Origin of the sequence: Komarekiella delphini-convector SJRDD-AB1, from assembly GCF_014831675.1 — a bacterium.
Classification (GTDB): Bacteria; Cyanobacteriota; Cyanobacteriia; order Cyanobacteriales; family Nostocaceae; genus Komarekiella.
Genome location: NZ_VJXY01000060.1, coordinates 20,960 through 36,579 on the forward strand (window position 1 = coordinate 20,960; position 15,620 = coordinate 36,579).

7 protein-coding genes are annotated in these 15,620 nt (G+C 41.5%); 3 read left to right on the forward strand and 4 right to left on the reverse strand.

Features of this window, described 5'->3' with window-relative positions:
• The first annotated feature begins 12 nt into the window (after positions 1 to 12).
• The 3 genes from FNW02_RS32140 to FNW02_RS32150 all read left to right on the forward strand — a co-directional run bounded on the left by FNW02_RS32140 (position 13) and on the right by FNW02_RS32150 (position 8,776).
• Entirely contained in the window at positions 13 to 7,488 is a 7,476-nt protein-coding gene (locus FNW02_RS32140) for a non-ribosomal peptide synthetase (RefSeq protein WP_191761493.1), read from the forward strand.
• Positions 7,489 to 7,619: 131 nt separating this feature from the next.
• Complete coding sequence (locus tag FNW02_RS32145; protein ID WP_191761494.1) at positions 7,620 to 8,417, forward strand: aspartate/glutamate racemase family protein; 798 nt, start codon at positions 7,620 to 7,622, stop codon at positions 8,415 to 8,417.
• A gap of 59 nt (positions 8,418 to 8,476) precedes the next feature.
• Positions 8,477 to 8,776, forward strand: a complete 300-nt coding sequence (locus FNW02_RS32150; RefSeq protein ID WP_191761495.1) for a DUF1392 family protein — start codon at positions 8,477 to 8,479, stop codon at positions 8,774 to 8,776.
• Positions 8,777 to 9,188: 412 nt separating this feature from the next.
• On the opposite strand, the gene FNW02_RS32155 is transcribed toward FNW02_RS32150, so the two are convergent.
• The 4 genes from FNW02_RS32155 to FNW02_RS32170 form a co-directional block, all read right to left on the reverse strand.
• Positions 9,189 to 10,007: a phytanoyl-CoA dioxygenase family protein gene (locus FNW02_RS32155; protein ID WP_191761496.1), complete on the reverse strand. Its 819-nt coding sequence runs from the start codon at positions 10,005 to 10,007 to the stop codon at positions 9,189 to 9,191.
• A 126-nt stretch (positions 10,008 to 10,133) separates the two neighbouring features.
• Entirely contained in the window at positions 10,134 to 11,123 is a 990-nt protein-coding gene (locus FNW02_RS32160; RefSeq protein WP_191761497.1) for an aspartyl/asparaginyl beta-hydroxylase domain-containing protein, read from the reverse strand.
• A 33-nt stretch (positions 11,124 to 11,156) separates the two neighbouring features.
• The gene (locus FNW02_RS32165) at positions 11,157 to 12,473 is read right to left on the reverse strand and encodes an MFS transporter (RefSeq protein WP_191761498.1); all 1,317 of its coding nucleotides are present in this window, start codon (positions 12,471 to 12,473) and stop codon (positions 11,157 to 11,159) included.
• Positions 12,451 to 15,620 (reverse strand): non-ribosomal peptide synthetase (locus FNW02_RS32170; RefSeq protein ID WP_191761499.1); only part of this gene is annotated, 3,170 nt, incomplete at its 5' end. The genes FNW02_RS32165 and FNW02_RS32170, both read right to left, overlap by 23 nt.

A 15,620-nucleotide genomic window follows, 5' to 3' on the forward strand; every position in this document is an offset into this window, starting at 1 on the left:
GAGGTAATTTTTGTGAATATCAAGCAATTAGTATCTGAACTTTCTCAGCAAGGTGTGAAGTTGCGAGTTGAAGGTGAGCAGTTGCGTGTTAATGCTCCAAAAGGAGTATTGACAGCAGAAACTCGTGATTTACTAGCTAAGAATAAAGCAGAACTTATCTTGTTGCTTGAGCAGAAAAATGCAATTACCACCGATACTAATTTACCTTTAATAAAAGGCGATCGCACTCAAAACTTACCTCTATCTTTTGCCCAAGAACAAATCTGGCTCTTGAGTCAGTTAGAACCAGATAACCCCTTTTACAACGAACTAGTAGCTCTGCGACTTCAAGGTCACTTAAACATCACAGCACTGGAGCAAAGCCTCAACAAAATTATCGCTCGCCACGAAGCTTTACGTACCAATTTCCGCACCATCAACGAGCAACCAGTCCAGGTAATTGCTGAAACCTTAACCTTAAATGTACCAGTAATAGACTTAACAGAATTACCTGAAAGAGAAATCACTCTTGGGCAATTAGCTACAGCAAAAGCTACTCGACCATTTAACCTTGCTAATTCTCCTTTAATCCAAGCTTGTGTAGTTAAACTCACAGAGGTAGAACACGTCTTCCTACTGACGATACACCACATTGTTTTTGATGGTTGGTCAACAGGTGTATTGATGCGGGAGTTAGCCAGCATTTACTCGGCTCTGTGCCATAATTCTTCCCCACAGCTACCTGAGCTACCAATTCAGTATGCCGACTTTGCGATTTGGCAACGGCAATTGTGGAAAACAGGGGTAATTCAAAAACAGCTTAATTACTGGAAGCAACAACTCAAAAATGCTCCTACCTTATTAGAATTACCCACAGACCGTCCCAGACCAGCCATTCAAACTTTCCGGGGGGCGCGTCAATATATAGAACTGCCAATAGAACTAAGTGAAGCACTTACCAATTTTAGTAAGCAAGAGAGAGCCTCCCTGTTCATGACGCTGTTCACAGCTTATGTTACCTTGCTTTATCGCTATACAGGCTCCGATGATATTGTAGTGGGTATGCCCATTGCTAACCGCGATCGCTTAGAGATAGAAGGGTTAATTGGCTTTTTTGTCAACACTTTAGTCCTACGCACAGATTTGTCAGGCAAACCCAGTTTTCAGCAGTTGCTAGGTCGAGTACGGCAAGTGACACTGGAAGCTTACGCTCATCCAGACCTGCCTTTTGAAGAGTTGGTCAAAGCATTGCAGCCACAACGCGACCTCAGCCATACGCCACTATTTCAGGTGTTGTTTGCCTTTCAGAATGTACCTGCGTCTGGAGTAGAGATGACTGGTTTAACTGTCAGTCCATTTGCAGCAGAAAGCGCAACGGCAAAGTTTGATTTAACATTATCAATGCAGAACACTGCCACTGGACTAGTCGGTATGTGGGAGTACAATACTGACTTGTTTGATGCAGGCACTATCGAGCGGATGGCAGGGCATTTTGTGACGTTGCTTGAAGCCATTATTGCTAACCCACAGCAGCAAATCTCACAATTGCCCCTGCTGACAGAGGCAAAACAACAAAAGTTACTCGTTGAATGGAACAATACTCAAGTTGAATACCCCCGTGATAAGTGTATCCATCAGTTGTTTGAGGAGCAGGTAGAGCGTACACCCGATGCAGTAGCGGTTGTATTTGGCGATCGCCAACTAACCTACCATGAATTGAACTGCCGTGCTAATCAGTTGGCGCACTACTTAAGAACTTTGGGTGTAAAACCAGATACGCTGGTAGGCATTTGCGTCGAGCGTTCTTTAGAAATGCTCGTCGGGCTATTGGGAATTCTTAAAGCGGGTGGTGCTTATGTGCCACTTGACCCAGAGTATCCAACTGAACGTTTGCACTTTATGCTTGAAGATGCTCAAGTTTCAGTGTTACTCACCCAACAGCATTTAGTTGAGAAACTTCCTGAGCATCAAGCGAAACTTATATATTTGGATACTCAATGGGAGGGGATAGGTCAGTCAAGTCAGGATAATCTTATCAGTGACGTACAAGCAACTAATCTGGCTTATGTGATTTATACCTCTGGTTCTACAGGAACACCAAAAGGAGTGATGATTGAGCATCAGTCTTTGGTCAATTTTACAAAAGCTGAGGTAACACAATGGGGCATTAACCAAAAAGATTGCATCCTCCAGTTTAGTTCTTTTAGTTTTGATGTCTTTGCTAAAGATATTTATCCCTGCTTAAGTGTTGGCGGCACACTGGTACTGCGAACAGAACAAATGTTAAATTCCTGGTTCGCTTTGATTGCAGGAATTGAGCGTTGGCAAATAACCGTGCTAAATTTCCCAGCAGCCTACTGGCATGAGTTGGTAACAGAACTGGCTCGAACAAACAAGAGTTTGTCGCCGAATCTACGACTAATAACTATTGGTGGAGAAAGGTTATTACCAGAAAAAATTAAACTGTGGTATGAACATATACAAAAAAACTCAGATTTATCTAAGTTAGCAACTTCTCCCCAGCTAATTAACGGTTACGGGCCTACGGAAACAACAATTCAAGCTAGTGGCTGTCTCTTATCTGCCCAGATGTGTGATGCCTTGTACTCAATTCCCATTGGTCGTCCCATTCCTAACACACAAATCTACATCCTCGACTCAAACTTACAAACAGTTCCCGTAGGTGTACCAGGAGAATTGCACATTGGTGGTGCTGGATTAGCACGAGGATACCTCAACCGCCCTGAATTAACACAAGAGAAATTCATTCCTAACCCATTTGAGGAGGTACAAGGGAGTAGATTATATAAAACCGGGGATTTAGCACGCTACTTGCCCGATGGCAACATTGAATATATAGGACGTATAGATAATCAAGTTAAGATTCGCGGCTTCCGCATTGAGTTGGGTGAAATCGAAACGGTACTAAGTCAACATGGAGATGTACAAGCATCCTGTGTCATTGCCCGCGAAGATATCCCAGGTGATAAACGCTTAGTCGCTTACGTGATGCTGCATCAGCACTACACATCCAGAATCAATGAACTACGCCATTTCCTAAAGGCAAAACTTCCAGAGTACATGGTTCCAAATGCAATAGTCATTCTGGAGTATCTGCCACTCACTCCCAACGGCAAAGTAGACCGCCGCGCCTTACCCGCACCAGATTTACACAGCGAACCCAAAGGTAAATTTGTTGCCCCACGCACACCTGTTGAAGAAATGCTGACACAAATTTGGGCGCAAGTGCTGAAAGTAGAGCAAGTGGGCATTCATGATAACTTCTTTGAACTCGGAGGACATTCGCTACTAGCAACACAACTGCTCTCACGTATTGGCAACATTTTCCAAGTGGAACTACCTTTGCGTAGCCTGTTTGCCGCAGCGACAGTTGCAGAATTAGGGCATTTGATTGAGCAGTTGCAGCAACAGAAATTAGAATTAACTTCCCCACCCATCTTACCAAGACCAAAGGATGCAGAATTACCACTGTCTTATGCTCAACAGCGTTTGTGGTTTTTAGACCAGTTACAGCCGGACAGTGGCTCCTACAATATGCCTCTAACTTTGCATCTAGTAGGAACTCTCAATCAACCTGCCTTAAAACAAAGCTTACAAGAAATCATTCGTCGCCACGAAGCTTTACGCACCAATTTTATTACGGTTGATGGCAAACCTTCTCAAGTTATCCAAACACAAACGAATTGGACACTATCAATTATTAACTGCGAAGATCTGCCAAAAAGCAAAAAAGAAATTGCTATACAGCAATTAGCACAAAAACAAGCTATTCAATCTTTTAATTTGGCAGATGAACCATTAGTCAAGGCAACGTTAGTTGTGCTGTCCGAGACAGAACACGCTTTGTTGGTGTTTATACATCACATTGTCTCGGATGGCTGGTCAATGGGTGTGTTTATTCAAGAGTTAGCAGCCCTGTACAATGCTTATTCTCAAGGTCAGCCGTCACCCTTAGCGCCACTGCCGATTCAGTACGCAGATTTCGCAATTTGGCAGCGAAAGTGGTTACAAGGTGATGTACTGCAAAGCCAACTCTCGTACTGGCAACAACAACTAGCCAACGCACCAGCTTTGTCATCCCTACCGACAGACCGACCTAGAGGGGCTGTGCAAACTTACCACGGGGCATATCAAGAGTTTATACTTTCAAAGGAGCTAAGTGTTGCGCTCAAACAATTGAGTCAAAAAGAAGGTGTTACCTTATTTATGACGCTGTTAGCAGCATTTCAAATATTGCTATGGCGCTATAGTGGGCAGGATGATATCTGCATAGGAACACCGATCGCTAATCGTAACCGTACAGAAATAGAACCATTAATTGGCTTTTTTGTCAATACTCTTGTATTGCGTACCCGCTTAGATGGTAATCCTAGTTTTAAGCAGCTATTATCACGGGTGCGAGAAGTCGCTCTAGGAGCCTATGCTCATCAAGATTTGCCTTTTGAAATGTTGGTGGAAGCATTGCAACCAGAACGAAATCTCAGCCATAACCCAATTTTTCAAGTATGGTTTAATTTAATGAACTTGGCAGACACTCAACCGAAACTTTTTGAGTTGTCTGTAGAACCGATATCGATACCAGAGGCAGCTTCCAAGTTTGATTTAAGCTTGTATGTTACAGAACACAAACAAGAAATAACTCTGCAAGTAGTATATAATTCTGACCTATTTACTTCAGAAAGAATGGTGGAAATGCTGCAACAATTCCATCATTTACTCAATCAAATTGTTGTTGTTCCTGATAGTGCAATTGCCTTTTATTCTCTTGTGACACCACAAGCTAGACTTTTGCTGCCAGATCCCACAACAGCCATACCACAACCAGAATACGAATTAGTCACAACAACTTTTACTTCTTGGGTCAATAGCAGCCCAGAACTCTCAGCAGTTTGTCAAGGCTCTCGCACTTGGAACTATGGCGAATTAGGCAAAAGCTCTCAAGCTTTAGCTAGGGTGATGCTGAGTCACGGAATTGAACGAGGAGATGTCGTCGCCTTGTATGGTACATCCAGTTTTGGATTAATTGCTAGTGTGATCGCTATTCTTTTGAGTGGCGGAGTGTTAATGACACTCGATCCCCAACTTCCTGATGAGCGTCAACGATTGATACTCAAAGAAGCTCAAGCTAAATACATATTAGACCTTGATGGTCAGCACCCAGAAGCCCAGGAGCTATGGCAGTCTTTAACTGTCATACGTATAAATAAAGATACAGCAGAACCGATAAATCATCGCCAGCAAAGCAGTCATCCAATACCCTTGCCGGAAATATCCGGGGATGAGCCAGCCTATATTTTCTTTACTTCTGGTAGTACTGGCGTTCCGAAAGGAGTATTAGGGTGTCACAAAGGGATAGCACACTTTATCAGCTGGCAGCGTCAGACCTTTGGAATTAGTCAGCAAGACCGCATTGCCCAATTAACCAAACTTTCCTTTGATGCCATCTTAAGAGATATCTTCTTACCTTTAACCAGTGGTGCAACCTTATGTCTGCCAGCAGCAGGGGATAACTTAGAACCGACGAAAATTTTGCGTTACTTGGAACGAGAGCAGATTTCTGTTGTACACACAGTTCCTTCCTTGGCGCAATCATGGTTAGCTAATGTACCCAAAGAAGTCTCTGTGCATAACTTACGTTGGTTATTCTTTTCTGGAGAACCTCTCAAGGAGACACTCATACGGCGATGGCGAGATGCTTTTCCCCAAGCAGGAGAAATCATTAATCTTTATGGGGCGACAGAGACAACCTTAGTCAAGTGTTATTACCAAGTACCTAGCAAACCGACACCAGGGGTACAGCCAGTAGGACGACCAATGCCTGAAACTCAAGCACTAGTTTTGGGTGTAAATCATCAACTGTGCGGTATTGGGGAACCGGGCGAGATTATTTTACGCACACCATTCCGCAGTTTGGGCTACATTAATGCCCCAGAGGAAATGCGCTCTCGGTTTGTCAAAAACCATTTTCGTAATGATGACCAGGATTTGTTGTACTATACAGGCGATCGCGGCCGCTATCTTCCAGATGGCTCCTTAGAAATTCTCGGTCGCCAAGATCATCAAGTCAAGATTCGCGGCATACGCATTGAGCTTGGAGAAATTGAAACAGTATTAGCACAACACCCATCTGTGCATCAGACTGTAGTGACTGCCCGTGAAGATGCTTTCGGCGAGCAAAGCTTAGTAGCTTACATCATCCCGCAGGAATCAGCACCCACAATTAGCAAGATCCGAGGCTTCCTCTCCACTAAGCTGCCACAGTACATGATTCCTTCTGGTTTTGTATTTTTAGATAGCTTGCCACTAACAGCCAACGGTAAGATAGACCGTCGCGCTTTGCCTGCACCTTCTCACATTAATAACTCAAGCACATTTGTCGAACCCCGTAACCAATTAGAGCTACAACTGGTGCAAATTTGGTCAAAGATTCTTCAACTTGACAAGGTGGGAGTACAAGATAACTTTTTTGACCTTGGCGGTCATTCTCTTTTAGCTCCCTACTTAATGGCTCAAATTAAACAGCAGTTTGGTAAAAATATCCCTTTAGCAAGCCTGTTCCAAAATCCAACTATTGAACAGTTGGCGACAATTGTGCAAATAGACTCGGATAGCTCAAATTCGTCTTTGATACCAATTCAGCCAAACGGTTCAAACTCACCTTTCTTCTGTGTGCCTGGCGCTGGTGGCGAACCTTTCTACTTATATCACCTAGGGCGTTATTTAGGAGCAGACCAACCGTTATACAGTTTTCAACCAAACAATATAAATGAACAATTAAAGCCAGCCACCCGAATTAAAGATATGGCTAGTAATTATATTCAAGCGATGCAAGCTGTTCAGCCGCAAGGGCCATACTTTTTGGGAGGGCATTCTTTTGGAGGCAAAGTAGCTTTTGAAATGGCCCAGCAGTTGCTTCATCAAGGACATCAGGTGGCGCTACTTATGATTATTGATACTACTGCACCAACCTCTAATGAAAGGCAAACACGTCTTGATTGTCTTGATTGGGATCATGCTAAATGGCTAATTGACTTGATCAAAACAGTAGAAGTTGCGCTAGTAACGAACATGAATATTTCTTACGATACCCTGCGATCGCTGCCTGTGGAGGAGCAACTAAAATACGTTTTACAACATTTGAAAATGGTTAATATGCTTCCTCCTAACGCTGAAACTACACAGTTGAAAAATATCATCCAAACTTATAAAGCTAATTCTCTATGTCTAATTGATTATGTACCAAAACATATCTATCCTGGTCGAATTACGCTTCTACGCGCCAGCGAACCTCTTGGGGAAAATTATGCTAGAAAGTTACCTTCTGAAATGTTACAGGATTCAGCCTTGAGTTGGAACAAGTTTTCTTGCAAACCAGTGAATGTCGATTTTCTTCCAGGCAATCATGTGACGATGATGGCTGAACCCCATGTCCAGGTATTAGCCGAACGGTTGAAAGCTTACATCGAGCAAGCACAAGCAAACATCTAAGTGCAAAGATGGTTCTTTCCCTTATACTCCTACACCCTTATACCCAAAAGCCAACTATATTGGGGGGTTTGCGCTTTACAAGCCTGCTATTTGCAGCGAAACCATAGCAATCACTGATTGGAAAAATATTTATGAATAAAAAACTACCAATGCTTGGAGTTTTAGGCGGTATGGGGCCTGTAGTTACTGCCGAATTTCTTAAATCTATTTATGAATATAACCAGTTTATTGACAAGGAACAAGAAGCACCTAACGTCATTGTGTTCTCACTTCCTTCTGCACCCGATCGCACGAGTTCTATAAATAATGGGAATGAAAGAGAATTTATTGATTTTATTCAACTGCATCTCGAAAATCTCAATAAATTGGTTGACCGTATAGTGATTAGCTGTTGTACATCTCATTATGCTCTGACTCATATCCCAGAACATCTTACTAATAAAGTAATTTCCTTAATTCAAATCGCAGATCAACAACTTCAAGAACATGATGAACCTGCCCTTTTGCTGGCAAGCACAGGCACTTATCATAAAAAATTGTTTCACGAAGGTTGTAATGGTGCAAATCGCATTATTTCTCTATCTGAAAAAGACCAATACTCAATTCATGAGATGATTTATCGAGTACTTAAACCAGGACAAGATCCACTCACAATTCTTGGAAATATTCAAGCATTGTTACATAAATATAATACTCGTTCTTATATTTCGGGTTGTACAGAATTTCATTTATTCACAAAATCTCTCAAGCTCAATAAAATTGATTCTATAAAAGCGATCGATCCTTTAACTACTATTGCCCAAAACTTTTATCAGCTATTAGAGCCAGCTACATCTAATTCTATTTTGTTCAAAGATAAAATAAAATTACCTAACCAATTTAATTCACCAAATATTAATTATAAAACGGCTTTATGTGAAACAATTTAATCTATTAGTCACTCATCCTATAAATTTCCAATACTGAAGCAGGGTTAACTCTATTAACAATGTCTTCGAGCAAGCAGAAAATAAACGGGAGCAATGCTAAATCAGGACTTACGCAAAAATCGTCATCACTGCGATTGACGACTAAGGAATTCAAAAAGGGAGAGCGCGTAATGCTCCGTTCTCATGATCAGGTGACAAAGCAACGGCTAGTTCTGGGCATTCAACTAATCAACGAATCGTGGTTTTACTTTGTCGAGTGGATGCCACCTGCACTAGAAGAATGCACTAGTCTGGACAATCGCCTGGCTCTTGTACAAGAGAAAGATTTAGTACGAGTGGTTTTTAACAGTAAACAGTAAACAGTAAACAGTAAAGAGTTATCAGTGATCTATTTATCCCTGAATCTAAACCTACTCCTGTTAACTGATAACTGATAACCGACAACTAATTTCAGTGATTTGCGATCACTTAGTTACATAGATGATGAATCATAACTCTATGGTATCAGTTTTCGCTTTCATCCCTCGTACTATATACAGACTTGCTCAAATTTTCATCTATCAAAAATAACAAAGCAATATGCTCGCGGTCATTGGAGTATATCCTATGATTCAGCAACGCCTACCAACCTTGGATAATACCTGTCAATACAAAGGGATAGCTCGCTTCTTCTATACCAGACTGATCATCAATTGCGATCGCCTGTATTTTATTGTGGTTATACTTTGAAAACATGCCCTAGCCAGGCAGAGCCGTCAATTCTATTTTTTATCACACTTGTTGTAGTAAAACATCATCTTCTACAGGTTGCAGTGGAGTATAATCCCGACACACTAAGAATTCTGGTCTTGGCTTGCCAGAGGGACGTGGAATATTCTCGATACTGTTATAGGTAATGAGCAATAGTCTACGAGGGTAAGGAGAGATATTAGGGACTGAGCTATGAGCTATACTGCCGTGAAAGAAGAGAACAGATCCAGCACAACCAACAGGAGCTATTATACCTCCCCTTTTAACGAGTCGAGTTATAGTTGCATTATCTAGACAGTACTTAAGATTAGCACTGACATTAGCTTCCCAACTAACATCTTCGCTTTCAACTGCGGATTTATGCATCTCAAATCTGATAAGTCCTTCTTTATGGGAACCAGAAATCAAATACAGCGGGCCATTAAACTGATTAACTTCATCCAAGAAGATGCCGACATTGACTATTCTAGGTTCTGGCATACCATCTTCCTCATACCAAAATGCATAGTCTTGATGCCAAGGCCAAATATCGCCAGTAAAAGCAGCTTTCATGTTGATCTTGAACTGATAAAGATAGACCGAATCTCCTAAAATTTGTTGAGCAGGTTCTAACAAAAGTGGATGTTGAATCAAACTCTGGAAAATTTTGCTGTGGATATGAACCCCATGAAGAGCTCGTATCGTTTGGTTGTCCTTTTCCATCATTCGTCCAGAGGAATTCTCTGGTAATAGTGAAAGTTCTTCGCGCAAAACACTAACTTCTGCCTCAGAGAAATAATTGGGGAGAAATAACATCCCCTCATCTTCGTACTTTCGTATCTGATCTTGGGTAAGTTTCATGGTAGTTCGCCTTTCTATTTATAATTAGTGGGACTTTAAAACTTTCTGGCATGAAAAATCTCTAAACCCCTTGTGGGGTTTGTCTGACAAATTTCTTAACAGAATCTTATGAAAATGTACCCATCCTTAACTTAATAGGGCCAGATTAATTGTTGTATTGTAATATCCACTTCGCATAACTAACTGTAGATTGCATACTGAATCGTTGAAAATTTCAAACTCTAAATGTCGCTCGCAAGTCCAACCATTAAAGCAAAAGCGTGTCGGAGAAATGGGAACCAGTGAGATTAATGGTCTCTCTTCTACGAAGAATACAATCTGCCCGTTTAGTAGTCTTATACTTGCATCAAATGCACCAGGAATTCCATCATCCGTCTCGAAAATCCCCTTCATCAGACCTGCTGGAATTATAAATTTACATTCAAATTTCTTGAGTTCTTCTTCAGTAAGATCTATTGGCTCTTGATGCTTGATGATGCCATTAGCTCTAACTTTACAAACAAAGTCCTCAGGAAATAGGCTTAATACAAAATCATTAATACAGACATCAATGATCAAATGTATCCTATCCAAAGAACTGTTATTCATCACCCAGTGAGGTTTTGCAAAGTTACCATACCAAAGTTGACCAGCTTCCCACTTACAGCGATCGCCGTCAATTACTATTACTACATCCTCATGAGTAACAAGCGGTATGTGTAAACGTATTTGTCCGTATTTAAAGTCATGATAAGTATCACAATGCTCTTGAATAGAAGCCCCTGCTGGCAGCAGAGATAAGCGGATACTTCGTTTATGACATTTTAAGCTGTCAATGATTTCTTTAAAATAAGGAGTATGCTTCAGAATTGCTGTTTCTTCAAATGGCTCTAAACCCGGCCCACCTGGATCAGATTTGTCCCATCTTCCTCCTTGCGATTTTAAACTTAGACCTTTCCACTTGCCATCATGGAAAACTGTCGGGGAAGAACCCCATAAATCTTTGAGCGAAAAAGGTTCCTCTGGTATCCAGCTAAATGAATTGACTATTTTTAGTTCTTCTTGAATTCTTGCAATATCAAAAGACATTCCTAATGAGATAGAAGAGGGTAGCTTTTCTGTTTTTAGTTCAACCATTTTTAGATCTCCTAAACTGACTATATTGAGAGATTAACTTGTGACAATATCGGGCAATTCGTGTTCTACTAACCTTAAGGGAGCATATTGATAGGCAGTAATAGTCATCAACATAGTTAATGTTCCAAAAACAATAAACATTAGACCAATACCTCGACCGGGCCCGGTTCCGATGAGTTTTCCGATATTTCCGGCGAGAGCACCATTAACTGTCATTAAAGGTTCAAATATTCTGTCTGCTAAAGGGCCAGCAACAAGATAAGCTAAGGGTAAACAGGAGCCACTAATCGCATTCTTAAGAGAGAAAACTCTTCCTTGTACATCAGGAGCAACTTTCTTTTGAAAAATTACTTGACATGAACTGCTGATAAAAGGGAGTCCAAGAAAAAATAGAAAAGCAGCTATGTTAAGCATGAAAATGGAAGGATAAAACCCTGCAACTATCATGGAAAATCCGTTAAGCAGCATGAAGCAGAAAAATATATTGATATAGTTTTGCCGTCCACTTCCCCAAGTACTCATAAGCAGGCCGCCTGTTAGCATACCCACACCGCCAAGGGACATGATAGTGCCAAGTTGAGCTGAGGAAGCAAAGGAGAGTATTAAGGGATAAATGAGTACTTGAAGAATTCCAACAAGAAAGTTGCTACTAGCAAGAAATAATAATAGAGCCAGTAGTCCAGAACGAGCCTTCAGATAATGGAAACCATAAATAGCTTGTGTGAGTAGTGAGGTTTTATTAATTTGCTGGTGACGTGTTACTTTGTGGTGAGGAAATCGAACCAAGAGTAGAGTAGTTAGGGCAAATACAAAACTGCCCAAGTCTACAATAAAAATTCCTGATAGCTGTATGATTCCTAGGAGTACACCACCTAAAATGGGAGAAAAAAGTTGTCCTAAAGCGTATGCTAAATGAGTCATTCCACTGGCTCTACCTAAGTATTTCTTGGGTACTAACAAGGTAGTGGCAGCGCTGTAAGCAGGCCATTGGAATGCACTGAAGCTAGAAATTACTGCACTTGCCAGATATATATGCCAAATTTGTATTTTTCCGGTGACCAGTAAGGCGGCTAGAGTTAGGGTACTTAAAGCTGCACCTGAATCGCTGAGAATCATCACCCAACGGCGGTTCCAACTGTCTACTAAGACACCAGCAAAAGGAGAAATGATGACGCTAGGGAGAGTAGTGAACAGAATTAGAAAAGATAGCTGGGTAACGGAACCACTCTGCTGATAAACCCAAACATCAAGAGCAAAGTTGCTCAGACTAGATCCCAATAAAGAGACTAGTTGCCCCAACCAGACCACAATGAAAATCGACATTCCTTCAATTTTGAGTGGTTTGGGCATTTGATTTTTCTAATTGATAGATATTGTGTGCTTGTTCAAGAGATTTTTGGAGTTTTTGAGCTAGTACCTTAACATGAGGCTTACTAAGCATTGATATATGAGTACCAGGAACAAAATGAACTTCCACTTCTCCATCAGCAAACTGACTCCAACCCCATGTTGGATCTTGTAAAAGGCGATCGCAATTTTCCTGTTGAGAATTTCCCTCCTGAGCAAGAAACAAAGTAATTGGAACCGGATAAGTATTGTGTGGCACGTAATCTATTTGAACTTGAGTTTGGAAAACTTGTAATAAGCCACGAACTAATTTGATATCTGCCTGAGGAGGTAAAATGCCAACTATTTCTAACTGTTGCTTGAAATAGTTTATTTGTTCCTCTGGTGTAAGAGAAGATAGAGCTTCATGAGATATTTGGAGATTTTCTCCAAACAATTCCTCAGCTATCCCAGCAATTGCATACATCCACTTGGCATTATCCCAATCAGAATAACTAACTTCAAGTTCAGAAGCCGGTGAAGTGTCTAAAATGGCAACATATGCAACAGATTGTCCAATACATCGTAACTGAGCCGCCATTTCAAAAGCGACTCTAGCTCCAAAGGAATGACCTCCCAAGAAATAAGGGCCGACTGGTTGAACTGTCTGAATAGCGTTAATGTATTGGGATGCTATTTCTTCAATGCTCCCAAGAGGTTTTGTTTCACCATCAAAACCCTGTGCTTGTAGACCGTAGAAGGGTTGATCTTCTCCAAGATATTGTGCTAAGTCGTAAAAATAAAGAGCATTTCCCCCAGATCCAGGAACACAGAAAAAAGATGGTAATGAACCTTTAGGTTGAATTGGTACTAAAGGAGACCAGAGTTTTTCAGATGAATCAGAACTAAGAACAACCGCCATTTGTTCGATAGTAGGACTTTGGAACAGGATGGCTAAAGGTAAATTTTTCTGGAATTGTTGTTGAATTCTGGACATTAGACGGACAGCTAGAAGAGAATGACCGCCAAGTTCAAAGAAATTATCTCGAACCCCCACCGAAGTTATATTAAGAACTTGTGACCAGATTTGAGTTAGTTGAATTTCTATGAGTGTGCGTGGTGCGACATATTTATTTTCTCTGGTAATTTCTGCATCAAGCGCTAGTAGTGCTTTGCGGTCAAGTTTGCCATTGGGTGTAAGAGGTAGAGAGTCTAAGGTGACAAATGCACTAGGCAGCATGTACTCTGGTAGCTGTTGTCTGAGGTATTGACGCAATTGACTGATTGTGAGTGATTTGTCCTTAGCAACTACATAGGCGATTAAGCGTTTGCTAGTGTAGATATTCTCGGTGGCAATCACAACAGCTTGTTGGATGTGGGGATGGGTATTGAGGAGTGTTTCAATTTCTCCAAGTTCGATGCGGAAGCCTCGAATCTTGACTTGATGATCGATACGACCAAGAAACTCAATGTTACCATCACGACTATAGCGGGCTAAGTCGCCTGTTTTGTAAAGGCGTTCGGATTTTGAATTATTAAAGGGATTTGGGATAAATTTTTCTTGGGTTAATTCTGGGCGGTTGAGATAGCCTCTAGCTAAGCTATCACCCCCAATGTACAACTCTCCACAAACACCAACCGGAACTGGTTGTAAATGCTCATCTAAGATATAGATTTGGGTGTTGGCTATTGGTTTACCCATAGGGGGACAAATCGGCCATTTCTGGGGTGATTGTGTGAAAACGTAAGAAAGTACGACATGGGTTTCAGAAGGGCCGTATTGGTTATAGAATTTACACTGGTCGAGACAAGAAAACAGATTGCTCATCTGTTGGCTAATCTGAAGTTGCTCCCCTGTTGCGATCGCTTCTGTAAGATTGGCAAACAACTGAGGTTGGTCTGCGTAAGCTTCTGCTAATTGCTGCCAAAGCACAACCGGCAGAGTTGCTTTTTGGATTGGGTTTTGTGCAAGGAAATGTACTAATTTATCCAAATCCAAACGAGAGTTCTCAGGAATTAAAAACAGTGTACCCCCCGAACACCAAGCAGCAAAGATTTCATGGAAACTGGCATCAAAACTCAGGGAGGCAAACTGGAGGACTCCAACCCCTTTTGCCATTGTTGCTGAATGCCACTCAATGAGGTTGGTGAGGGTGCGATGGCATAGAGCGACTCCTTTAGGTAAACCTGTAGAACCAGAGGTGTAAATCACATAGAGCAAATTCTCAGGCTGCACTTGTGATTGTGGGTTGATGTCAGACTCAGCAGCGATTAACTGCCAGTGAGTATCTAGACAAACGACCTGTGCGGTGTGTGTAGGTAAGGATTCTAGTAACGATTGTTGGCTTAACAAGACTCCAACACTAGAATCCGCCAACATATAACTCAGGCGTTCTTGAGGATAGTTGGGGTCAAGAGGTACACATACTCCTCCAGCTTTAAGTATCCCCAATAGTCCCACCATCATCTCTATTGAACGTTCCACGCAAATACCAACTAGCACTTCTGGCCCCACTCCCAGAGTTTGTAGATGATGCGCTAGTTGGTTGGCTGTTTGATTTAATTGTTGATAGGTCAACTGCTCTCTATCAAACACCACTGCTACCGCATCCGGTGTTTTCTCTGCCTGCTGCTCAAACAACTGATGAATACATTTATGAGAGTACTCAGTAGCGGTATCATTCCACTCGCTCAATAACTGATGACGTTCTGCTTGAGTTAACAAAGGTAATTCACCCACCGTCTGTGAAGGATTTTCTACAATTGCTAACAACAAGTTCTGGAAATGCTTAGCCATCTGCTCAATGGTTGACCCATCAAACAAGTCAGTATTGTACTCCCATGACCCTACTAATCCCTGGTCAGTTTCGATGACTGACACTGTCAAATCAAACTTCGCAATTGTGCTTTGTTGATTTAACTGAGTCAAAGTTACACCAGGTAACTTCACTTCTGCCATTGGGGCATTTTGTAATATAAACATTACCTGGAACAAAGCAGAGTAAGCTAAAGAACGTTGTGGTTGTAGTGCTTCAACTACTTGTTCAAAAGGCACATCCTGATGTTCATAAGCTTTGAGTGTGGTTTCTCTGACTTGTGCAAGTAAACTCTCAAAACTAGGATTATCTTCAAAACGGCTTCTCAACACCAAGGTATTCACAAAAAAGCCAA

Excerpts from the sequence above, each read along its gene's own strand:
- FNW02_RS32160 (WP_191761497.1), bottom strand. The coding sequence starts at position 11,123 with ATGGTTGAACTAAAAACAGAAAAGCTACCCTCTTCTATCTCATTAGGA.
- FNW02_RS32155 (WP_191761496.1), bottom strand. The coding sequence starts at position 10,007 with ATGAAACTTACCCAAGATCAGATACGAAAGTACGAAGATGAGGGGATG.
- FNW02_RS32165 (WP_191761498.1), bottom strand. The coding sequence starts at position 12,473 with ATGCCCAAACCACTCAAAATTGAAGGAATGTCGATTTTCATTGTGGTC.
- FNW02_RS32145 (WP_191761494.1), top strand. The coding sequence starts at position 7,620 with ATGAATAAAAAACTACCAATGCTTGGAGTTTTAGGCGGTATGGGGCCT.
- FNW02_RS32150 (WP_191761495.1), top strand. The coding sequence starts at position 8,477 with ATGTCTTCGAGCAAGCAGAAAATAAACGGGAGCAATGCTAAATCAGGA.